This is a genomic window from Brevibacterium sp. K72 (assembly GCF_050562175.1).
In the GTDB taxonomy this organism is placed as follows: domain Bacteria; phylum Actinomycetota; class Actinomycetes; order Actinomycetales; family Brevibacteriaceae; genus Brevibacterium; species Brevibacterium casei.
In genome coordinates this window covers 3,266,910-3,288,242 of record NZ_CP191582.1, presented here as the reverse complement: position 1 = coordinate 3,288,242, position 21,333 = coordinate 3,266,910, and the positions used below count along the sequence as shown (strand labels likewise).

16 protein-coding genes and 1 tRNA gene are annotated in these 21,333 nt (G+C 69.5%); 11 read left to right on the top strand and 6 right to left on the bottom strand.

The window, feature by feature from the left end:
• The first annotated feature begins 25 nt into the window (after nt 1-25).
• Complete coding sequence (locus tag ACQ1RG_RS14820) at nt 26-1,342, top strand: MATE family efflux transporter (RefSeq protein ID WP_063250857.1); 1,317 nt, start codon at nt 26-28, stop codon at nt 1,340-1,342.
• Nucleotides 1,339-2,100: a GNAT family N-acetyltransferase gene (locus tag ACQ1RG_RS14815; protein ID WP_063250856.1), complete on the top strand. Its 762-nt coding sequence runs from the start codon at nt 1,339-1,341 to the stop codon at nt 2,098-2,100. Before ACQ1RG_RS14820 ends, ACQ1RG_RS14815 begins: the two co-directional genes overlap by 4 nt.
• Here ACQ1RG_RS14815 and ACQ1RG_RS14810 read toward each other — a convergent pair.
• Both ACQ1RG_RS14810 and ACQ1RG_RS14805 read right to left on the bottom strand, forming a co-directional pair.
• Nucleotides 2,071-3,381 (bottom strand): M1 family metallopeptidase, encoded by a 1,311-nt coding sequence (locus ACQ1RG_RS14810; protein ID WP_063250855.1) that lies wholly within the window; start codon nt 3,379-3,381, stop codon nt 2,071-2,073. The genes ACQ1RG_RS14815 and ACQ1RG_RS14810 overlap by 30 nt on opposite strands.
• The gene (locus ACQ1RG_RS14805; protein WP_063250854.1) at nt 3,374-7,315 is read right to left on the bottom strand and encodes a Pls/PosA family non-ribosomal peptide synthetase; all 3,942 of its coding nucleotides are present in this window, start codon (nt 7,313-7,315) and stop codon (nt 3,374-3,376) included. Before ACQ1RG_RS14805 ends, ACQ1RG_RS14810 begins: the two co-directional genes overlap by 8 nt.
• 159 nt (nt 7,316-7,474) lie before the next feature.
• Between ACQ1RG_RS14805 and ACQ1RG_RS14800 the strand changes: the two genes are divergently transcribed.
• Both ACQ1RG_RS14800 and ACQ1RG_RS14795 read left to right on the top strand, forming a co-directional pair.
• Nucleotides 7,475-8,689, top strand: a complete 1,215-nt coding sequence (locus tag ACQ1RG_RS14800) for a metal-dependent hydrolase family protein (RefSeq protein WP_009379979.1) — start codon at nt 7,475-7,477, stop codon at nt 8,687-8,689.
• A 73-nt stretch (nt 8,690-8,762) separates the two neighbouring features.
• Nucleotides 8,763-9,437, top strand: a complete 675-nt coding sequence (locus tag ACQ1RG_RS14795) for a DedA family protein (protein WP_342474427.1) — start codon at nt 8,763-8,765, stop codon at nt 9,435-9,437.
• A 68-nt stretch (nt 9,438-9,505) separates the two neighbouring features.
• Here the strand turns inward: ACQ1RG_RS14795 and ACQ1RG_RS14790 are convergent, their stop codons facing one another.
• Nucleotides 9,506-10,936, bottom strand: a complete 1,431-nt coding sequence (locus tag ACQ1RG_RS14790) for a sugar porter family MFS transporter (RefSeq protein WP_176472497.1) — start codon at nt 10,934-10,936, stop codon at nt 9,506-9,508.
• A gap of 287 nt (nt 10,937-11,223) precedes the next feature.
• On the opposite strand from ACQ1RG_RS14790, the gene ACQ1RG_RS14785 reads away from it, so the two are divergent.
• A complete protein-coding gene (locus ACQ1RG_RS14785; protein ID WP_223289883.1) occupies nt 11,224-12,438 on the top strand; it encodes an MFS transporter in 1,215 nt (404 codons plus the stop codon).
• Nucleotides 12,439-12,599: 161 nt separating this feature from the next.
• Complete coding sequence (locus ACQ1RG_RS14780; protein WP_144589524.1) at nt 12,600-13,730, top strand: IS1249 family transposase; 1,131 nt, start codon at nt 12,600-12,602, stop codon at nt 13,728-13,730.
• A 117-nt stretch (nt 13,731-13,847) separates the two neighbouring features.
• On the opposite strand, the gene ACQ1RG_RS14775 is transcribed toward ACQ1RG_RS14780, so the two are convergent.
• Nucleotides 13,848-13,921: transfer RNA gene (locus ACQ1RG_RS14775), tRNA-Pro, on the bottom strand.
• Between the two features lie 233 nt (nt 13,922-14,154).
• On the opposite strand from ACQ1RG_RS14775, the gene gcvH reads away from it, so the two are divergent.
• The 4 genes from gcvH to ACQ1RG_RS14755 are packed head-to-tail and all read left to right on the top strand — an operon-like array spanning nt 14,155 to nt 17,398.
• Entirely contained in the window at nt 14,155-14,559 is a 405-nt protein-coding gene (gene gcvH, locus ACQ1RG_RS14770; protein ID WP_009379975.1) for a glycine cleavage system protein GcvH, read from the top strand.
• Complete coding sequence (locus ACQ1RG_RS14765; RefSeq protein ID WP_009379974.1) at nt 14,559-15,497, top strand: FHA domain-containing protein; 939 nt, start codon at nt 14,559-14,561, stop codon at nt 15,495-15,497. The genes gcvH and ACQ1RG_RS14765 overlap by 1 nt, the downstream gene beginning before the upstream one ends.
• Before the next feature lie 10 nt (nt 15,498-15,507).
• The gene (locus tag ACQ1RG_RS14760; RefSeq protein ID WP_009379973.1) at nt 15,508-15,990 is read left to right on the top strand and encodes a bifunctional nuclease family protein; all 483 of its coding nucleotides are present in this window, start codon (nt 15,508-15,510) and stop codon (nt 15,988-15,990) included.
• 13 nt (nt 15,991-16,003) lie between these two features.
• Nucleotides 16,004-17,398 carry a class II 3-deoxy-7-phosphoheptulonate synthase gene (locus tag ACQ1RG_RS14755; protein WP_009379972.1) on the top strand — a complete coding sequence of 465 codons (1,395 nt, stop codon included), beginning with the start codon at nt 16,004-16,006 and terminating at the stop codon, nt 17,396-17,398.
• Nucleotides 17,399-17,504: 106 nt separating this feature from the next.
• Here the strand turns inward: ACQ1RG_RS14755 and ACQ1RG_RS14750 are convergent, their stop codons facing one another.
• A complete protein-coding gene (locus ACQ1RG_RS14750; RefSeq protein WP_009379971.1) occupies nt 17,505-19,742 on the bottom strand; it encodes a protein kinase domain-containing protein in 2,238 nt (745 codons plus the stop codon).
• Complete coding sequence (locus ACQ1RG_RS14745; protein WP_009379970.1) at nt 19,739-20,812, bottom strand: LysM peptidoglycan-binding domain-containing protein; 1,074 nt, start codon at nt 20,810-20,812, stop codon at nt 19,739-19,741. The genes ACQ1RG_RS14750 and ACQ1RG_RS14745 overlap by 4 nt, the downstream gene beginning before the upstream one ends.
• Nucleotides 20,813-20,969: 157 nt before the next feature.
• Between ACQ1RG_RS14745 and ACQ1RG_RS14740 the strand changes: the two genes are divergently transcribed.
• The gene (locus tag ACQ1RG_RS14740) at nt 20,970-21,320 is read left to right on the top strand and encodes an Rv2175c family DNA-binding protein (RefSeq protein ID WP_009379969.1); all 351 of its coding nucleotides are present in this window, start codon (nt 20,970-20,972) and stop codon (nt 21,318-21,320) included.
• The last annotated feature ends 13 nt before the right edge of the window (nt 21,321-21,333 follow it).

The window sequence follows — 21,333 nt, the reverse complement described above, 5'->3', positions numbered from 1 at the left end:
CCGGCGATTCGATAGACTGCCAGGCGTGGCAGCGATCGACAGGGACATACTCCGGCTGGCGCTGCCGGCCCTCGGCGCGCTCATCGCCGAACCGATCTTCCTCCTCACCGACACGGCCATGGTCGGCCATCTCGGTGCGGGCGCCCTCGGATCGCTCGCGATCGCCTCGACGATCCTCCAGACCGTCCTCGGGCTCATGGTCTTCCTCGCCTATGCGACGACCCCGCGGGTGGCCAAGCGGATGGGTGCCGGGGACACCCGGGGAGCCGTGGGTGCTGGGTTCGACGGCATCTGGCTTGCGCTCCTCACCTCGGTCGTCCTCCTCGCCCTCGGACTGCCGCTGCTCGGCACCGCCATCGGCGCTTTCGGACCGACACCCGAGATCGCGAGCGGCGCCCACGCCTATCTCGCGATCTCGTGGTGGGGACTGCCGTTCATGCTCGTCGTCATCGCCGCGACCGGGCTGCTGCGCGGCCTCCAGGACACCCGCACCCCTCTCGTCGTCGCCGCCGGAGGCTGTGTCGCGAACATCGGACTCAACGCCCTCTTCATCTACGGACTCGGCATGGGCGTGGCCGGATCCGCACTCGGCACCGTCCTCACCCAGGCCGGCATGTGCGCCGTCTACATCCTCATCGCCCTGCGCGCCGCCCGCCGCCACCACGCGAGCTTCCGCCCCGACTGGGCCGGGGTGATCTCCTCGGCGAAGACCTCGGGCTGGCTGCTCGTGCGCAACGCGAGCCTGCGCGCCTCCCTCATCATCCTCGTCGTCCTCGCCACCGCGCTCGGCGCCACGGACCTCGCGGCGATCCAGGTCGCCCAGAGCCTCTTCTTCGCCCTCGCGCTCGCCCTCGACTCGCTCGCGATCGCCGGTCAGGCCCTCATCGGCCTCCAGCTCGGGGCGCAGCGGGTCGACGTCGTCGCCGCGATCAACCGCCGCCTCATCGTCTGGGGCATCGGGTTCGGGATCCTCGTCGGCCTCGTCCTCGTCGCCGGCTCCGGGATCATCCCCTTCGTCTTCTCCTCCGACCCGGCCGTCATCGCCACCCTCACCGGACTCCTGCCCATCCTCGCCCTCGGCATGCCCGTGGCCGGGTACGTCTTCGTCCTCGACGGCGTCCTCATGGGTGCCGAGGACGCTCGCTACCTCGCTCTGGCACAATTGGTCGCGGTGATCGGCTACGCCCTCCTGCTCGTTCCGGTCACCGGACTCTGGCCGGGCGCACAGGGCCTGTGGGCGGCGTTCTGCCTCGGCTTCATCGGCCTCCGCGCGATCACGCTGGGCTGGCGAGTCCGCAACCACCAGTGGATCCGCACCGCCGTGAAGAAGGGACTGACATGACCAGCTCCGACACACCCGCCGACCTCCGATCCCGGATCCGACCGCTGCCGGCCGACACCCCCGAGGAGACCTTCCTCCCGTTCGTCGACCTCTGCTTCAACTGGTCGATGGACGCCCCGACGATCCCGCGCGAGGAGCTGGTCACCCGTCCCGACGCCCGGCACTACTTCGCCGACTGGGGGCGGACCCGCGACCTGGCCGTGGCCTGCTTCGACGAGTCCGGAGAGGAGATCCTCGGGCTCGCATGGCTGCGCCTGGCTGAGGGCGGCGGGGTCGAGACCCCCGATGAGGGTCCTGCCGATGCCGCGTTCGCGACAGGGCTGAGTGAGGATCCCGCCGAGGCGGGCCGGACCGTGGAATCCGAGGTGCTCGCCGAGGCGGATGCCGAGGACACCGGGAACCGGTCCCGATCCTCCGGTGAGAGTGCCCCCGCCGAGGCGGATGCCGGGACTGCGAAGGCGGGGCCTGAGACCGCGACCGACGACGCCGAGGACACTGCCGAGCCCTTCGCCGGCTACGGCTGGGTGGCAGCGGACATCCCCGAGCTCTCGATCACCGTCCTCCCCGACCACCAGGGGGAAGGGATCGGCACGGCGCTCCTCGACGTCCTCCTCTCACTCGCGAGGATGAGCGGGGTCGAGGCCGTCAGCCTCGCCGTCGAGGACGGCAACGGGGCGAAGAACCTCTACGTCGACCGGGGGTTCGCCACGGTCGGGCGCAACGGCGACTCAGACCTCATGGTGCGGCAGCTGCGGTAGAGCGGTCCGAAAGAGCCACGGGTCGACGACCTCGGCGATGCTGCGCCCGGCGATGCGGGTGAAGTGCGCGATGAACTCGGCCGTGTCGACGCTGCCGTGCCGGTGCCGGGTCGTCCACTCGCGGACGCCGTCGAAGAACACGGCGTCGCCGAGGTTGACGCGCAGAGCATGGAGGAACATTGCTCCGCGCTTGTAGACGCGGTCGTCGAACATCCCCGGCCCCCCGGGATCGGCGAGGACGATGTCCTGCGGGGAGACGGCGAGCGACTCGTACCAGCGCAGCGCCCACTCGTCGGCGCTCATCCGACCTGAGGCCTCCGACCACAGCCACTCCGCGTAGCATGCGAAGCCCTCGTTGAGCCAGATGTCCGACCACTGCCTCGGCGTGAGCGAATTGCCGAACCACTGGTGGGCGAGCTCGTGGGCGATGAGGCGCTCGGACTCCCACTCGGGTCCGAGGTGGTTGGGTCCGAGCACGGACAGCGGCTGCGACTCGAGGGGGATCTCGAGCTCCTCGTTCGTCACGACGACGTCGTAGCGGTCGAACGGGTAGGGCCCGAAGAGCTCGATGAACGCGTTCATCATGGCGTGCTGGACGGGCAGGCGCAGGGCCGCCCGGTTCCAGTGCTCGGCAGCGAAGAGCCCGAGGGGCACGGGGCTCGGCGCAGAGTTCAGGGGCACGGCGATCGGGCCCTGCCGGTAGCGGCCGATCTGCACGGTCGCAAGATACGTCGCCAGCGGCGTGCCCGACTGGAACGTCCACGCGGTGCGCCCGGCCCTGCGGACCTTCTCGACGAGGTCGCCGTTGGAGACGACGGTGTACTCGGATTCGGTGAGGACCGTGATCCGGAACGTCGCCTTGTTCGAGGGGTGGTCGTTGCACGGGAACCACGTCGAGGCCCCGATGGGCTGCCCGGCGACGAGGACTCCGTCCTCGAGCTCCTCCCAGCCGATGTCTCCCCAGGTCCCGATCGCCGGCTGCGGGTTGCCCGCGTAGGCGATGTCGATGCGCACCGGCTGATTGCGGGCAAGCGGCTCCGTGGTCAGGCGCAGCTTCCCGGCGCGGGCGGCGAAGCGGACCTTGCGCCCGTTGACGCTCGCCTTCGTCACCCGCATGCCCGTGAGGTCGAGGAGGATCGCCGTCGTCTCAGTGAGCACCCGCCCGGTCAGCCGGGCGCGGCCGGAGAGCCGGTTGGGTCCGATCCGGTAGTCGAGGTCGATGTCGTAGTGGTCGATGTGGAGGTCGGGGGTGCCGACTCCGGGGGTGTAGCTGTCAGGCATGGATCGTGTCGACCGCCTCGGCGCGGGGAAGTTCTGGGGCATCCACCCAGGGTATGACAGGATTGCCGCTGAAGTACGCATGCGGGGGCACGAACTCCCCGCGCATGACGAGCGAGGTCGCCCCGACCGTCGAGTTCTCCCCGAGGGTGGCGGCCGGCAGGATGACGCTGTTGGGGCCGAGCGTGGCACCGGCCTCGAGTTCGACGACGTCGAGGCTCATCACCCGGTCGTGGAAGAGGTGGGTCTGGACGACGCAGCCGCGGTTGACCGTGGAGTTGTCGCCGAGGCGGACGAGGTCGGCCTCGGGCAGCCAGTAGCTCTCGCACCACACACCGTGGCCGATCTTCGCGCCCATCGCGCGTAAGTACCACACGATCGCGGGCGTGCCCACGGCGTTGCGGGTGAACCAGGGGGCGGCGACGAGTTCGACGAAGCAGTCGGCGACCTCGCCGCGCCAGATGAACGACGACCACAGCGGGTGGTCGCCAGGGGAGATGCGGCCGACGAAGACCCACTTCGCGATGACGGCGAGTCCCGCCGCGACCGCGCCGGCCGCCAACATCACCAGCCCGGAGGTGACGAGGGCGAGGCCGACGGAGGCGAAGAAGTTCCCCCGCTCCCCGGAGATGCCGATCCCGCCGGGCAGGTCGAGCAGGGCGATGATCGTGAGGATGACGGCGGCGACGAGGGCGCCGCCGACCATCACCGAGGTGATCCGCATCGTCTCGAAGAGAGCGCGGGCGGCCTTGACCCCGAACTTCGGGGCGTACGTGAGCGTCTCGTCGGCGTCGACGGCGGCCCGGCGCAGCTGCACCGGGGGAGACCCGAGCCACGACGAGCCCTTCTTCGCCTTCGCCGGGGCCGCAGAGAGCACGGCGACGAGCGCGTTCTTCGGCACCCGGCGACCCGGGGAGGCGATGCCCGAGTTGCCGAGGAACGCCCGCTTGCCGACCTTCGCCCGGCCCGCGCGCATCCACCCGTGGCCGAGCTCGTAGCTGGCGACCATGGTGTCGTCGGCGAGGAAGGCGCCGGCGGCGATCGTCGTCATCTTCGGGACGAAGACGACGGTGGAGATCTCGGTGCCGGGACCGACCTTCGCTCCGAGCGCGCGCAGCCACCACGGGGTGAGCATCGAGGCGTAGAGGGGGAAGAGGAGGTCGCGGGCGAGATCGAGCAGCCTCTCCGTCGCCCACACCCGATAGCCGCGGGCCGAGCGGACAGGGAATTCCCCCTCTTCCATCCCGATCGCGAGCAGCCGCACCGAGAGGAGGATGAGGAGGGCCGTGGTGAGGAACCACAGGCATGCGATGAGCGGTGACCACGCGAGGACGAGCCACGGGTTCGTCACGACGTCGATGCCGGAGACGGCGACCATGAGCCAGAGCCCCGGAATCGCGGCGAGGTAGGGCAGGGCGGCGTTGACCTGGGATCCGGCGGCGTAGAAGAGGAACGGCAGCCGTCGCCGGTCCGGTGGTGCCGGCCACGTCTTCTTCGCCTTGCCGATGCGCACGGCCGGCGAACCGGAGTAGATCTGGTTGCGCCGGACCTTCCCGGTCACCGCGGACCCGGCCTCGATGAGCGCCCCGGATCCGATGCGGGTGCCGGGCATGAGCGTCGAGCGCGCCCCGACCGTCGCGTTCTCCCCGACCTCGATCGTCCCGATGCGCAGCAGGTCCCCGTCGACCCACCAGCCCTTGAGGTCGACCTCGGGTTCGATCGCAGCCCCTGCCTCGAGGGTGAGGAAGCCGGTGACAGGCGGGGCGGAGTGGAGGTCGGCGTCCGAGCCGACCCGATTCCCGAGCAGGCGCGCGTACCACGTCACCCAGGGGGCGCTCGCGACGGAGACGGCGGCGGCGATGTCGGCGATGTGCTCGGCCAGCCACAGGCGCTTGTGCACCCAGCCCGAGCGCGGGTAGACCCCGGGCCGCAGCCCGAAGAGGAGGAGCCTCGCTGCGGCGGCGGAGATGAGCATCCGCCCCCACGCGGTGACGAAGACGAGGAAGAGGGTGATGACGACCGGCCACGGGGTGAACGGGACCGCGGCGCCGAGTCCGGCGGCGAGGTTCGCGAGCACCATGGCGATGACGACCCAGCGGACTCCGGCGAGGATGTGGACGGGGACGGCCAGCAGCGTCTGGAACGCCTGCATCCCCTTCGAAGTCCGTGCGATGTCGCGCTGCGGTCCTGCGGCGACGGCGGCGCCCTCGTCCCCGAGGCACAGGGTCGCGAGCGCCCCGAACCGCGGGTGGGCGTAGATGTCGCCGACGGTCACGCTCGGGTGCTCGAGGCGCAGACGCGAGACGAGCTGGGCGGCGGCGAGGCTGCCGCCGCCGACGGTGAAGAAGTCCGTGTCCGATCCCGGCCGGGTGCCGAGGACCGCCGTCCACTGTTCGGCGATCCACTCGACGTCGGGGCCGAAGGTCTCCGCGGAGTCCTCGGCCTCGGCCGTCTCGCCCATCGGCCAGGGCAGGGCGTTGCGGTCGACCTTGCCCGAGGTCTTCGTCGGGAGTTCGTCGACGAGGGCGAGCCGGGGGACGAGCGCGGCCGGCAGCTCCGCCCGCAGCGTCTCCTCCCAGCCGTCGATCCTCTCCTCGGCCCCCGCCGAGGTGGTCGCGAGGTAGCCGACGAGGATGTCCGTTCCCGCCGGGGTCGTCTTCACCGCGGCCGCCGCACCCTCGACACCGGGCAGAGCCTGGAGGGCCGCGTCGATCTCTCCGAGTTCGATGCGCCGACCCCCGAGCTTGATCTGCTCGTCGGCGCGACCGACGAAGATGAGTCCCCGTGGGTCGTTGACGACGAGATCGCCGGACCGGTACGCGCGGTCCCAGCCGAGTGTGGGCATCGGGGCGTACTTCTCGGCGTCCTTGGCCGGGTCGAGGTAGCGGGCGAGCCCGATGCCGCCGATGATGAGCTCACCGGTCTCGCCCTCGGCGACGGGCACGCCTGCGGCGTCGACGACGGCGAGCGCCCAGCCGTCGAGCGGGAGGCCGATGCGCACGGGCTCCGTGCCGTCGAGGATCGCCCCGCATGCGACGACGGTCGCCTCGGTGGGACCGTAGGTGTTCCACACCTCGCGCCCCTCCTCGCTCAGTCGTCGCCCGAGCTCGGGTGGGGCGGCCTCGCCGCCGAAGATGAGCAGCCGCACGGCGTCGAGCGCCTCGGCGGGCCAGAGTGCGGCGAGGGTGGGCACGGTCGAGACGACGGTGATGCCGCGCGAGGACAGCCAGGGGCCCAGGTCCATTCCGGACTTGACGAGGGAGCGGGGGGCCGGCACGAGGCACGCACCGTGGCGCCACGCCAGCCACATCTCCTCGCAGCTGGCGTCGAAGGCCACGGAGAGTCCGGCGAGCACCCGGTCGCCGGGACCGAGCGGATCGTCCTGACAGAACAGCGCCGCCTCGGCGTCGACGAAGGCGGCGGCCGAACGGTGGCTCACGGCCACACCCTTGGGGGTGCCCGTCGAGCCGGAGGTGAAGATCACCCAGCAGTCGTCGTCCGGGGTGGGGCTGCGCAGCTCGGCACGGTCGAGGGGTCCCCGGTCGGTGCGGGCCTCGATCACCCGTCCCGCGGTGATCACCCCGGTCACGGCCGCCTCGGAGAAGACCGTGCGCGCCCGTTCCTCCGGGTCATCGACGTCGACGGGCACGTACGCGGCCCCGAGCATCATCGTGCCGAGGATCGCGACGTAGAGGTCGACCGACCCCGAGGGCACGCGGATGCCGACCTTGTCACCGGGACCGATGCCCGCCTCGGCGAGGGAGAGCGCGAGATCCCTGATCTCGACGATGAGCTCGGAGTAGCTGAGCACGGTGTGCCCGTCGTCGATCGCCGGCTGATCACCGTGGGCACCCGCCGTCTCGAGGAGGACGTCGATGAGGGTGCGGTCCTCGCGCGGGCGAGGCTGAGCAGGGAATTGCGCGGCGTAGTCAGTCACAGTTCTTCCGGATCGAGCGACCAGGGGCCGGTGCCGAGGCAGACGACCCGTATCGGCCCTGATCATACTGCGTCAAGGTGTCGAACCGGTGAACATGACGCGGCCCCGCCGGACGTGATAGATGTGAGGAAGCCGACACCGATGATGAGGAGATTGCCGATGGTCACAGTGTTCACGAATGCGCAGGTCTTCGACGGGACCCGGTTCATCCCGGGCCGTCGTGACGTCGTCGTCGACGGTGGGCGGATCACGGCGATCACCGAGGCGGGGCAGGGCTCCCACAACGCCTCGGACACCTTCGTCGACTGCTCTGAGCGCACCCTCGTCCCCGGGATCATCGACTGCCACGTCCACCTCATGAGCGCCGGCGCGGCCAGCACCTCGGCCTTCCACGACCCCTTCTCGCTGCCGTTCTACTCCTCCGTCCGTCACATGGAGGAGACGCTCGCGGGCGGGGTGACGACCATGCGCGACGCAGGCGGGACCGACCTCGGCGCCAAGGTCGCCGTCGATACCGGCGTCGTCCGGGGACCGCGGATGACGATCGCCGTGACGATCATGTCCCAGACCGGCGGGCACGGGGACTTCCACCTCGTCTCCGGCTCCGACTCCCCGTTCCTCGCCCCGCACCCGGGACGGCCCTCCGGCGTCGCCGACGGCGTCGACGGGGTCCGGCGCAAGACCCGGGAGCTGCTGCGGGCGGGAGCCGACCACATCAAGATCTGCTCGACCGGGGGAGTGCTCTCCCCGCGCGACGATCCCCGGCACTCCCAGTTCACCGAGGAGGAGATCGCCGTCATCGTCGCCGAGGCGGCCGCCCAGGGAGCGCACGTCATGTCCCACGCTCAGGGGGCGCCGGGGATCAAGAACGCCGTCCGGGCCGGGGTCCGCTCGATCGAACACGGGATCTACCTCGACGACGAGGCCATCGACCTCATGCTCGAGCACGGGACGTTCCTCGTCCCCACCCTCCAGGCGCCGCGGGCCGTCATCAAGGCCGCCGAGGCGGGGGCGAGCCTGCCCCAGTCCGTCATCGACAAGGCCCACGCCGTCATCGAGACCCATCACGAGTCGATCGTCAGGGCGCACGAGGCGGGCATCCGCATCGCCATGGGCACCGACGCCGGGGTCGGACCCCATGGGAAGAACCTCGAGGAGATCAGCCTGCTCGCCGGGGCCGGTCTGAGCAGCGCCGAGGCGCTCGCCGCAGGCACCTCGGTCGCCGCCGACCTCCTCGGCCACGACGACCGGGGGCGCATCGCCCCGGACGCGCTCGCCGACCTCGTCCTCGTCGACGGGGACCTGAGCAGCGACGACGTCCGCGGCATCGAAGACCGGGTGAGCGAGGTCTGGCTCGACGGCACCCGCGTCTGAGCACGCGCTGCCGACCGGGCGAGGCCGGCTCCCGGGCGGTGTGAGGTGAGGCTAACATCGGCGTAGAATCGGTGTGAGCACACCGCACCCGGCACGGAGGCACGCAGCACCGATGAACCCCCTCGACTGGTCGCTGCCGATCGCCGTCACCTGGCTCATCCTCTTCGGCATCATCCTCGCCCGCGCCGGCGGCACCTACCTCCTCGGGCGCCTCGCCCGGAAGGGCATGCAGCGCATCGACCGCGTCGAGAGGATCATGTCCGGACCCCGATACCGCAGGGCCGAGGCGATGATCGAACGCTTCGGCGCCCCGGTCGTCGCCGTCTCCTTCCTCACCGTCGGACTCCAGACCGTCGTCAACCTCGCCGCGGGGACGACGGGGATGAGCGCGCGCCGCTATGTCCCCGCCCTCATCCTCGGCGGGTCGCTGTGGGCGCTCATCTACTCGACCGTCGGCCTCATCGGGTTCCGTGCCCTCGCGATGGCCTATGCCGCCGCTCCGGGTCTGACCGTGGGCCTCGGCGTCTTCTTCGTCCTCGCAATCGCAGGCCTCGTCATCGGCCTCAGGCGCGGGGACGGGTCACCGAAGAGCGGGGACGGGGAGGATCCGGACGAGACGCCCGGCGATACGGACGAGACGCCCGGCGGCATGGACGCGGCACCCGGCAAGACGGGCGCGGCACCCGAGGGCACGGACGAGACCGCGACCGGCCCCGCCTCGGCGCGGTCCGGCGACGACACCCCCTGAAAGGGGCAACGCCCCTGAGGGACGGCACCCCTGAGGAAGGGGACACCCCTGACGCAGGGGAACGGGGCTCAGCCTTCGCGCCCGTGGTGGACAGGGGCGGCGTCCTCGGTCATGTCCTCGAGTTCGATCCCCTTCGTCTCCGGGACCTTCCACCACACGAAGAAGAAGGAGAGGACGGCGAAGAACGCGTAAAAGCCGTAGGCGAAGGTGAGGCTGATGTCGGCGAAGACGGGGAACGTCGTCGAGATCGCGAAGTTCGCCACCCACTGCGCGGCCGCGGCCACGGCGAGAGCGGCGGCGCGGATCCGGTTGGGGAACATCTCGCCGAGGAGCACCCACACGAGCGGCCCCCATGTCGCGCCGAAGCCGACGACGAAGAGGTTCGCGGCCACGAGCGCGATGATCGACCACGGTGCGCCGAGTTCCGCGCTCTGCGTGCCGTCGGCGGCGGTGACGAGCTCGGCGAAGGAGAAGGACAGCGCCATCGTCGCCAGCGACAGCCCCATGAGGGCGGAGCCGGCGAGCAGCATCTTCCGGCGTCCCACCCGGTCGACGAGGAGGATCGCGACGATGGTGACGAGGATGTTCGTCACCGAGGTGATGACGGAGGTGAGCAGGGCGCTCGACTCGTCGAACCCGACGGACTTCCACAGCGTCGTCGAGTAGTAGAAGATCACGTTGATCCCGACGAACTGCTGGAAGACGGAGAGGAGGATGCCGATCCACACGATCGGCTTGAGCCCGAACGCCCTGCCGAGGAGGTCGCGGAAGGACTCGCGCTCCTCCCGCTTGAGCGAATCGCGGATGCGTGCGATGAGGGCATCGGTGTCGACGACGCCGGTGAAGTCGCGCAGGACCTTCGCGGCCTCCTCCTCGCGTCCGCGGGCGACGAGGAAGCGCGGGGACTCGGGCAGGCCGAGGGCGGCGAGACCGTAGACGAGGGCGGGGACCGCCTCGACCATGAACATCCACCGCCACGTGTCGATGCCGAACCAGAACGGTGCGGCCGCCCCGCCGGAGACCGAGGCGAGGAGCGCGTTGGAGAGGAGGGCGGCGAAGATGCCGGTGACGATCGCGAGCTGCTGGAGCGATCCGAGGCGGCCGCGCACGCGGGCGGGGGAGACCTCGGCGATGTAGGCGGGGGCGATGACCGAGGCCGCACCGACACCGAGGCCGCCGACCATGCGCCAGATGATGAGGTCGGTGACCCCGAAGGCGAGTCCCGAGCCGATCGCCGAGGCGAAGAAGAGGATCGCGGCGACGACCATGACCGGCAGGCGTCCGAAGCGGTTGGCGAGGCTGCCGGCGAACCATGCTCCGAGCGCGCACGCGATGAGGGCCGAGGAGACGGCGAAGCCCTTGAGGGCTGCGCCGAGGGAGAAGTCCTCGGCGAGGGCGTCGACGGCACCGTTGATGACGGCGGTGTCGAAGCCGAAGAGGAACCCGCCGAGGGCTGCGGCGATCGAGATGCCGATGATGCGGGAGGACACCCGCTCCATTCCGTGCAGCCGGTCGTCGGCTGGTTTCGGTGACGTGGACACGGGAGGTCTCCTTGGCTCATGTGGTCGCCGGGACGGGCGTCCCGACTGCGGATCGTCCCCCAGGCTACGCCAGGTCGGAGGTGATGGACGACATCCTCGGCGGGGATTTCCCGCTGGGGTCCCTCGCCGAGGCGGTCCCGGGGCGGGGTGCGCACGTGAACGGGTGTGTCCGGGGCGTGGGTAGAGTGGGCGGCAGTGTGCTCGGAGACGGCAATCCCCACGCAGGGGACGGGAGGGAGGCGGGCGTGGACGGACAGCGGAAGCCGGGATTCTCCGGCATCGCGGGTGCCGGGATCTACTTCGGGTCGAACGGCGCCGCCTTCGCCGGTCTCCTCCCGTGGTATCCCCAGCTCGTCGAGAGGCTGGGCCTGAACTCAATCGAGTTCGGGCTCGTCGTCTCCTGCTTCGCCCTCGGCGCCGTCCTCTCCTCCGTGCTGCCCGCCCGCCTCATCGCGCGCTTCGGTCCCAATCCCGTCGTCCTCGGCGGCACCGTCGCCCTCGTCGCCGCGGCCGCGCTCACTCCGTGGTCGGTCAACGGGTGGATGATGGCAGCGTGCCTCTTCGTCGCCGGTGTCTGCGACGCCGTCGTCGACGTCGCCCAGAACGTCGTCGGGATCGGGGTGCAGGAGAACCGGAACCGCGTCATCCTCTCCTCGATGCACGCCGTGTGGAGCCTGGGCGGTCTGCTCAGCGGAGCCCTGGCCACGGCCGCCTCGGCCGCGGGGGTCGACATGCGCCTCCACCTCGTCGTCGTCGCGCTCGGCTGCATCGTCCTCGTCGTCATCGGCCGACTGCTTCTCGGTGCGGAGGGACGGCAGTGGGGCAGGCGCCTCGTGAACGACTCTGCGGACGGTACCCCGACGGCGATGCCCGGTCGGCGTCGCGCCATCATGCGCATCGCCCTGCCGCTGGCGGTCGTCGCGGTGTGCGGGATCGCGGTCGAGGACATCGCCAACAACTGGTCGGCGCTCGCCGCCGTCGAGCTCGGCGGGATGCCTGCGGCCGAGGCGGGCATCGCCTTCAGCACCGTCATCGGCGCCCACTGCCTGGGACGGTTCTCCGGGGACGTCCTCGTCCAGCGCTTCGGCGCGGGACGGATCGGCCGCCTCGGCGGGATCCTCATCGCCCTCGGCGGTCTCGGACTGGCGACGTCCACCGGGACCGTGCAGCTGCTCGTCTCGCTCGCAGCCCTCGGCTATGGGGCGGCGACCCTCGTGCCGAACGCGATCACGGCGGCCTCACGGATCCCGGGCGTCGGCGGTGCGGGCGGGGTCACGCTCGTCAACTGGATGATGCGGGCGGGCTTCCTCGCCACGAGTCCCCTCGTCGGGATCATCGCGACGGCGGCGAGCCTGCGCTGGGGGCTCGGGCTGCTCGTCCTCATCGGGGTGGTCACGGCGGTCTTCGCACCCAGCCTCGACGGTCCCGGGAGCCGGGGAGCGGCAGCCGATCACGGGTGAGCCGCGAATGCGTGACAAGGATCGGGCCGGCGACTCGTGGGCTATAGGACAGAAAGTGTGTCTCGGATCAGGCTCGTGCCCAGCAATCCCAACGGCAATACCCGGTTTGCTTAGCTGATCGGGCTTAGCATCGATGGGGTGCTTGCAATCGACGTACATGCGTGATCTGTCAAACAAGGCTGAAGAAGAACGGCACGACCAGTGCTGGTACACCGAGGTACCGGTGCCCGAACTGCGGGGCCAGCAGCACCGGTACACGGGCCGTATCGACACGAAGAACCGAGCTGCGGGTCTTCCTCGACTGGCTACTCGGTCCCGCACCACAGACGGCTGTCGATCACTTCGGGTCGACCCGAACCTTCCGCCGCCGCACTCAATGGTGCTGGCGAATCGCCCCGACCGTGTCAGCGACTGGGGAGATCCATGACCAGATCATGCTCGATGGCACCTATTTCAACGGGTGGTGCGTCCTCATCGCCTACACCGGGGAGAAGGTCATTCACTGGCAGTGGTGTGATCGGGAGAAGACCGCGTCCTGGACGGCGTTGATCGCCCGTATCCCTGCCCCGAGATACGCCGTCGTCGATGGCAACGGTCCTTTGACCACTGTGATCGAGACGCTGTGGCCAGATACCCGCATCCAACGGTGTTTCTTCCATATCCGGCAGGCCGGACACCGGCACCTGACCCGGAATCCGAGCTTGCCGGCCAACCAGGAACTGTTGCGCCTGTACCAGGCGCTGCCGCGGGTTGACTCCCGCGATCAAGCAGCAGCGTGGTTGGCGGCGTTCGCGTCGTGGGAGGCGAAGTGGTCAAGGTTCCTCAAACACCGCACCAGGGCCAAAGACGCTGGTGCGAGGCCGGCGCATGTCCGTCGTGGACAGTCGTGGTGGTACACGCATCTGCGGACCCGTCGAGCGTATTTCTTCCTCTCACGGATCATCGCGAAAGGACACTTGTTCACCTGGTTGGATGCCGCTGACGAGGGTATCGAGCTCGCGCGGACGACGAACGCGTTAGAAGGCGGGATCAATGCGGGCATCAAAGGACTGCTGCGGGCACACCGCGGGTTGAGTGAGGGGCATGCCCGGCGTGGGGTGGACTGGTTCCTCTTCGAGAGGTCTCATCAGGCCGGGACGGGGTGGTCCTTGGTCGGGCCGGAGCATTGGGCACCGCCGAAGCGTGTGCGTGCTCCTCGTGAGGAGCCGATCGGACCGGTGGAGTACGGGACAGGGTTCTCGTGGGAAGACGGCATCGGCATCCAGAAGGGGTGGGGAGGACGACGCGGGTGACGCGCCCGGAAAAGACACACTTTCTGTCCTATAACCCCGACTCGTCGATGACCGCCGGCAAAGCAGAAACGCCCCGAACCCGTGGTTCGAGGCGTTAGTGATCGAACGATCAGTAAGTCGGGCTAGCGGGATTTGAACCCACGACCTCTTCACCCCCAGTGAAGCGCGCTACCAAGCTGCGCCATAGCCCGTTGTCCAGCACCTGGGCCGAAGCAACGAGAACTAGCCTATAACGATCGTCGTCCAACTGCCAAAATTGCCGATCGTGACCTTCGACAAACTAGTATCATCCCAGGTAATCACCGGAGAAACAGGTGTCTGCGGACTCCCTTTCAGGGGGTCAGTAACATTTCTGTTTCGCGATTGTTATGCAAGCACCCCAGGCGGCTATGCTTGGAACACCGACAAGCTAAGAGGAGTCGACATGGCGGAACTGGATTTTCCAGTGTCTTACCTGTACTCGAAGGACCACGAGTGGGTCCACACCACGGAGGACAACGCCGTCTACCGCGTGGGCATCACGGACTTCGCCCAGTCTCAGCTGGGCGACGTCGTCTATGTCGACCTGCCTGCCGTCGGAGATGCGATCACCATGGGGGAGTCCTGTGGCGAGGTGGAGAGCACGAAGAGCGTGTCCGACCTCATCGCACCGCTGTCGGGAACGATCACCCACGTCAACGATGCCCTCGAAGGCAGACCGGAGACCGTGAATTCCTCGCCCTACGAGGACGGATGGATGTACCTCGTCGAGGCGAGCGATCCTGAGCAGGTCACCGGTCTGATGGATGAGGAGCAGTACCACAAGCTCGTGCAGAGCGAGGAGGCATGATGTCGCAGAACAATGACCAAGGTCGCCGGAATCCCTCGCAGCCGTGGTACGACAACGGCGAAGTCCCGCAGTCGAAGAAGTTCCCCTTCGGCCCCGGTGACGGCGCCCCGCAGGACCAGGGCGGAGACGCCCGGCCGAACACGCCGGCCTACGGCCAGCCCTCCGTCGACGGCGCCCCGCAGGCACCGAACTACGGCGGCGACCAGCAGGGACAGCACCAGCAGGACGGTGGGCAGGGCCACGGCCGGCACGCCGATCACCCGACCGGTGAGCAGGCGCCCGGAGGCCGGTACGACGAGGGCCGATACCAGGGACAGGACGACCAGCAGGGCCGCCATGCCCAGTACCAGCAGGACGGATACCAGCAGCAGGACGGATACCAGCAGCCAGGCGGGTACCAGCAGAGCGGGTACCAGCAGGACGGCGGCTATCCGCAGCAGGCGGGCCAGCAGGGTCACGATCCCCGCGAGCAGCAGTACGCCCAGCAGCCGAGCTCGGGCGGCGAGACCAACCAGCAGCAGTACCCGGTTCCCGGTGGACAGAGCATGACCGACTCGGGTCGGCAGCCGTTCCAGGGCATCCTCGATCCGCACACCGGTGAGATCCACCCGGTGCCCGACCTCGACGGTCTCCAGGACACCGATGCGCTCCTCGTCGTCGTCTCCGGACCGGACTCCGGTTCGCAGATCCTGCTCGACACCGACGTCGTCACCGTCGGCCGCAGCCCCAACGCCGACATCTTCCTCGACGATGTCACCGTCTCGCGGAAGCACGCGGAGTTCATCCGCACGCCGAGCGGGTTCACGCTGCGCGACACCGGATCGCTCAACGGCACCTATGTCGGCCGTCAGCTCATCGACTCCATCGAACTGCAGAACGGCGCGGACGTGCAGATCGGGAAGTTCCGGATGATCTTCCAGCAGCGTCCGCGCTCCTGAGAAGGGGATAATGCCAAACGTCGAAGTCGAGGTCGTCGGGGTGCGCATCGAGCTGCCCGCCAATCAGCCGATCCTCCTGCTCAAGGCCACCGAGCCCGCCTACTACCTGCCGATCTGGGTGGGGGCGATCGAAGCGAACGCGCTCTCGATCGCGCAGCGCGGTCTCACCCCGCCGCGGCCGATGACGCATGCCCTCCTGCTCGACGTCCTCGCCGCCCATGACGACGAGCTCGCCGACGTCACGATCACCGGCCGCGACGGTCAGATCTTCCTCGCCGAACTCCACACCGAGGACGGCAGGACGATCTCCGCCCGACCCTCGGACGCCGTGACCCTGGCCCTGACAGCCGAGTGCCCGGTCTACGTCGATTCCGACCTCCTCAAAGACGCCGGCATCGAAGCGCCCGAAGCAGACGAGGAGGAGGTCGCCCAGTTCCGCGACTTCCTCGACAACGTCTCCGCCGAGGACTTCGAGACCGGCGACGAGCAATGAAGAAAGAACTAGCGTGAGCCTCCACATCGATCCGGTCTTCGCTCAGACCGACATCACCGCAGCCGGCACCGACGACCTCACCGGTCTCGACGACTGGAGGTCGATGGACGCCAAACAGCAGCCGACGTATCTCGACGCCGAGGCGCTCGAGGACTCCCTGACGAAGCTGCGCAGCCTCCCGCCGCTCATCTTCGCCGGGGAAGCCGACGTGCTCAAGCAGCGGATCGCGGCGGCCTCCCGCGGTGAGGCGTTCGTCCTCGCCGGCGGCGACTGCGCCGAATCCTTCGCCGGTGCCCAGGCGGACAAGATCCGCGCCCGGGTCCAGACGGTCCTCCAGATGGCAGCGGTCCTCACCTACGGCGGTTCGATGCCGGTGGTGAAGATCGGGCGCATGGCAGGGCAGTTCGCCAAGCCCCGCTCGGCGGACATGGAGACCCGCGACGGAGTGACCCTGCCCTCGTTCCGCGGGGACATCGTCAACGGCTACGAATTCACCGAGGAGTCCCGACGCCACGACCCCGCGCGGCTGCTCCAGGGCTACCACGTGTCGTCGTCGACGCTCAACCTCATCCGCGCCTTCACCCAGGGCGGCTTCGCGGACCTGCGCCTCGTCCACGAATGGAACCGCGGCTTCCTCGCCTCGAACCCCGGTTACCAGCGCTACGAGCAGACCGCCCGGGAGATCGACCGCGCGATCCGCTTCATGGACGCCTGCGGCGCCGACTTCGACGCCCTGCGGACGACGGAGTTCTACTCCGCCCACGAAGCGCTGCTGCTCGAGTACGAGCGGGCGCTCACCCGCATCGACTCCCGCACCGGCCTGCCCTACGACGTCTCCGGCCACTTCCTGTGGATCGGGGAGCGCACCCGCGAGATCGACGGCGCCCACGTCGACTTCCTCTCGAAGGTCCAGAACCCCATCGGCGTCAAGCTCGGTCCCACCGCGACCGCCGAGGACGCCCTGGCGCTGGCCGAGAAGCTCGACCCGAACGCCGAACCCGGGCGCCTGACCTTCGTCACCCGGATGGGTGCGGGGAAGATCAACGACGTCCTGCCGAAGCTGCTCGCCGGCATCGGAGACCGACTCCCGCAGGTGACGTGGATGAGCGACCCCATGCACGGCAACACGATCACCTCGAGCACGGGCTACAAGACCCGCCGCTTCGAAGACGTCATGGCCGAGGTCGAGGGCTTCTTCTCAGCCCACCAGGAGGCCGGGACGATCCCCGGCGGCCTCCATATCGAACTCACCGGCGACGACGTCACCGAGATCATGGGAGGCGCCACCGAAATCGACGACGAGGGGCTGCGCCGTCGCTACGAGACGCTCGTCGACCCGCGCCTCAACCACGACCAGTCGCTCGAGATGGCCTTCCAGGTCGCCGAGTACCTCACCCGGAGGGGCTGAGCGAGCCCAGCACTGAGACGACGAAGCGCCGGCGGTGATCCGCCGGCGCTTCGTCATATCAGGGTCGAGATCTCGACGAGCGAGATTTCAGGACGCGAGGCCGGTCCTACTTGCCCTCGTCCTTCTTCTCGTCCTTCGGCTTCTCGTCCTTGGGCTTGTCGTCCTTCTTCTCCTCTTTGCCCTTGGAGACCCGGACGATGACGAGGGAGTTGTACGGCTTCGCCTCGGTGCTCTTGGGCCACTGGAAGACGACCTTGCCCTTGGGCACCGTGTCGGAGAAGACCTCCTCCTTGCCGACGCGGAAGCCGCGCTTCGTCAGGGTGGCGAACGCCGCGTCGTAGGTGAGGCCCTCGACGTCCGGGACCTCGACCGGGGCGTCGCCCTTGGAGACGACGAGGTCGACCTTCGCATCGTGGACGAGTTCCTCGCCTTCCTTCTCCGAGGCGCTGATGACGATGCCCTTGGCGACGTTCTCGTCGTACTTCTCGTCGACTTTGCCCACCCCGAGGCCCGCGTCGTCGAGCGCGGCCTTCGCCTTCTCGGCGCTCAGTCCTTCGAGTTCGGGCACGGCGAACGTCTCGACCCCCTTCGAGACGACGAGCGTCACCGTCGAATCGGGGGAGAGCTCCGTGCCGCCGACCGGCTCCGAGCCGATGACGGTGCCTGCAGGGATCGAATCGTCGAAGACCTCCTGCTTCTCCGGGTTGAGACCGCTGCTCTCGACGACCTCGGTCGCCTCGGAGAACTCCTTCCCGGCCAGCTGACCGGGGACGATGGAGGTGGGGGCAGGCAGGTTGGCGATGATCAGCCACGCGAGGAGCACGAGGACGACGAGTCCTGCGCCGACCGTCGTCGCCAGACGCCGACGCCTGCGCCGTCGGGTGTGCGCGGCACCGGCCGCCACCGGGGCCGGGTCGTCATCGCCCGCACCGCGGCTCCCGCCGCCGGTGCCTGAGCCGCCGCTGCCAGAGCCAGCGGAGCCGGAGCCTCCGCTGCCGGAGCCGGCGGCGGCCGCTGCGGACATCGCCGCCGCCTTCGTGCGGGTGCGCTTGCCCGCGCGGGTGGATTTGCCGTCCTTCCCTGTGTCGGCGGCATCCTCCGAGGCGGTCGCATCGTCGGCCGTGTCAACGTCGCCCGCCGAGGCGGTCGCGCCGTCGGCTGCGGCATCGTCGTCGCTCGCGTCCTGAGGATCGTCCGTGTCCTCGGCCCGCTCCGCTCCCGGGCCCGTGGCGATCGCCGCGGCCGTGCCACCGGCGGCCACCGCGGCAGCGGTACCGGCGAGAGGGACGGACGCCGAGTCCTCATCGCCGTTGGCCGCGGCATTGGCGGCATCATCGGCGGCAGCGGTGCCCTCGCCGTCGGCATCCTCCTCGGCGAGGTAGGGGATCTCGTCGGTGCGGGACTTCCGCTCCTTCGGGACCTCCTCGCCGAGGTCGATGCTCGCGGTGAGTGCGGGAGAGTGCTCACCGGCCACGGCGTCGGGATCGCCGTAGTCGAGTTCGGCATCGGACATCTGCGCCCGCGCCTCGGCGAGGGCCCGGCGGAACTCCCCGGCATCCTCAGGTCGGTCCTCGGGATCCTTCGATGTCGCCCAGAGGACGAGCGCGTCGAGGAGCGGGCTGATGCCGTCGGTGCGCTCCGAGGGCGGGGGGACCGTGTCGTGGACGTGCCGGTAGGCGACCTGGATGGGGACGTCGTCGGTGTAGGGCTGCGAGCCGGTGAGCATCTCGTAGAACATGATGCCGACCGTGTAGAGGTCCGTGCGGGCATCCGCGCCGGCCCGGGTGACGAGCTCGGGGGCGACGTAGCCGACGGTGCCGATGAGCGTCTTCGTCGTCGTCGCCGAGGTGACGGCGCGGGCGAGCCCGAAGTCGGCGAGCTTGACCTGACCGTCGGTGCCGAGCAGGACGTTGTCGGGCTTGAGGTCGCGGTGGATGATGCCCGTCGAGTGGACGGCCTCGAGAGCGGCGAGGATCGCGTCGAGGACGACGATCGCCTGCCGGGGGGTGAAGGTGCCGCGGTGCTTGAGTTCGCGGCGCAGGGTCACCGACGGCAGGTGCTCCATGACGAGGTAGACGACGTCTCCGTCACGCGCCTGATCATGGATGGCGACGAGGTTGGGGTGGGTGAGGCGACCGGCGTTGATGGCCTCACGGCGGAAGCGCTCGACGAAGGTGTCATCGGAGATGAGGTGTTCGTGCATGACCTTGATCGCGATCTCGCGGTCGAGACGCAGGTCGGTGCCCCGGTAGACCATCGCCATGCCGCCGCGGGCGATCTTCGCGCCGATCCGGTACCGGTCGTTGAGGACGACCCCGATGAGCGGGTCGGGCAGCGAGTTCATCGGGCCTCCTCCAGCCGCTTCCGCTGGAGCTGCACGCCGCGGACGAAGGCCTTCGTCTCCGGGAGCGGTCCGTCGGCGCGGACCGAGCGCAGATCCTGGTAGTAGCCGGCCAGCGCCTCGTCCTCGGAGTCGGTGGACTCGATGAGCCACCCGAGGATGACGGTGCCGGCGACGATGTTGTCGGCGATGTCGAGGACGTCGAGTCCGCGTCCGACGATGTCGCTGGCCCATCTGGCCGAGCGGGGGGTGACCTGCATGATGCCGATCGCGTTGCCCGCCGAGACGGTCGCGTGCTGGAAGCCGGACTCCTGGGCGGCGACGGCCTGCATGAGCGCGGGCTCGGCGCCGAGCTCCTCGGCGATCGAGGCGACGAGGAGCCGCGCCTGCTCAGGGTTCGGGTGCGAGCGGCCGAGCAGCGTGGCCTTGTTCAGGCGGGCCGCCTGGACGACGCTCTCCCGCAGCTCTTCACCCCAGCCGCCGGCGGCGACCTGGGGCAGCGGGGCCGGAGGTTCGGGGGCCTGCCGGCGGGGGCGGGTGCCGGTGTCGCGGAGCATGAGCAGTTCTCCGACGCGGATGTGGGAGTCCTCGCCCATCCCGTTCGCCCGCCGCAGCGTGCCGGGGGAGACCCCGTGGGAGGCGGCGATGCCGAAGAGCGTCTCTCCGGGGGCGACAATGTGCGAGGGATCGGTCTCGGGCAGGTCGTTCTTCTCCGGCAGGGAGAGCACCTGGCCCTGGACGAGGTTCTGGCGCGGCGAGATCCGGTTGAGCTCGGCGAGCGCGGGCACGGAGACGCCGTGGCGGCTGGCGACGGCGTAGAGGGTGTCGCCCTGCTTGACCTTGTACGTCCGGCCACCGTGCGTGACGGGGACGGTCTCGCTCTTCGTGCCCGTCAGCCACTGCGGGGTCGCGGCACGGTCAGGGGCCGCAGACGACGGCGCGGTGTCGGCGGCAGGGGTCGACTCGGGAGCCGCCTCGGCGGGGGCATCGCCGGACCCCTCGGGACGGGGGACGGGACCGGTCGAGTTCACCCGGGAGGCCGCACGGATGTCAGGGGCGGCGGTGATCGGCATCGGAGAAGTCCGTCGCGAGCGTGTCATCTGTCACCTGTTCGGCTGCATATCGTGTGGGGAAGTTCCACCCACCAGCGTATCGACTGGGCCGCTCCGAGCCCGGGATTGCGGCGGGCATGGCGGCGTGTTTCTTCCGAGGAATTGCTACGCTGGGGGCGTGAACACCGAAGAACTCGTCGAGGACTGGGCCACCCTTCCCGACATCGCGGAGACCACCGGACTGGGCATCACACAGGTGCGCCGACTCCTCGAGGACGGCGCCATCTGCGGATACAAGCACGGAGACCCCAAGGTGCTGCGCGTGCCGACGGCCTTCTTCGTCGACGGCGAGGTCCTCACCCCGCTCAAGGGGACGCTGAGCACGCTCAAGGACGCCGGATTCGACGACGAGGAGTCGATCAGGTGGCTCTTCACCCCCGACGACTCCCTGCCGGGTCGTCCCATCGACCTGCTGCGCGCCGGCAACCGCAAGGAGGTCCGCCGGCGGGCCCAGGCCTTGGCCTTCTGAGCCCCCGCCTGCG

Bases quoted from the DNA above. Each gene is read 5' to 3' on its own strand.
- ACQ1RG_RS14765 (WP_009379974.1), top strand. From the start codon at position 14,559: ATGTCGCAGAACAATGACCAAGGTCGCCGGAATCCCTCGCAGCCGTGG.
- ACQ1RG_RS14800 (WP_009379979.1), top strand. From the start codon at position 7,475: ATGGTCACAGTGTTCACGAATGCGCAGGTCTTCGACGGGACCCGGTTC.
- ACQ1RG_RS14760 (WP_009379973.1), top strand. From the start codon at position 15,508: ATGCCAAACGTCGAAGTCGAGGTCGTCGGGGTGCGCATCGAGCTGCCC.
- ACQ1RG_RS14815 (WP_063250856.1), top strand. From the start codon at position 1,339: ATGACCAGCTCCGACACACCCGCCGACCTCCGATCCCGGATCCGACCG.
- ACQ1RG_RS14750 (WP_009379971.1), bottom strand. From the start codon at position 19,742: ATGAACTCGCTGCCCGACCCGCTCATCGGGGTCGTCCTCAACGACCGG.
- ACQ1RG_RS14790 (WP_176472497.1), bottom strand. From the start codon at position 10,936: ATGGAGCGGGTGTCCTCCCGCATCATCGGCATCTCGATCGCCGCAGCC.
- gcvH (WP_009379975.1), top strand. From the start codon at position 14,155: ATGGCGGAACTGGATTTTCCAGTGTCTTACCTGTACTCGAAGGACCAC.
- ACQ1RG_RS14810 (WP_063250855.1), bottom strand. From the start codon at position 3,381: ATGCCTGACAGCTACACCCCCGGAGTCGGCACCCCCGACCTCCACATC.
- ACQ1RG_RS14745 (WP_009379970.1), bottom strand. From the start codon at position 20,812: ATGCCGATCACCGCCGCCCCTGACATCCGTGCGGCCTCCCGGGTGAAC.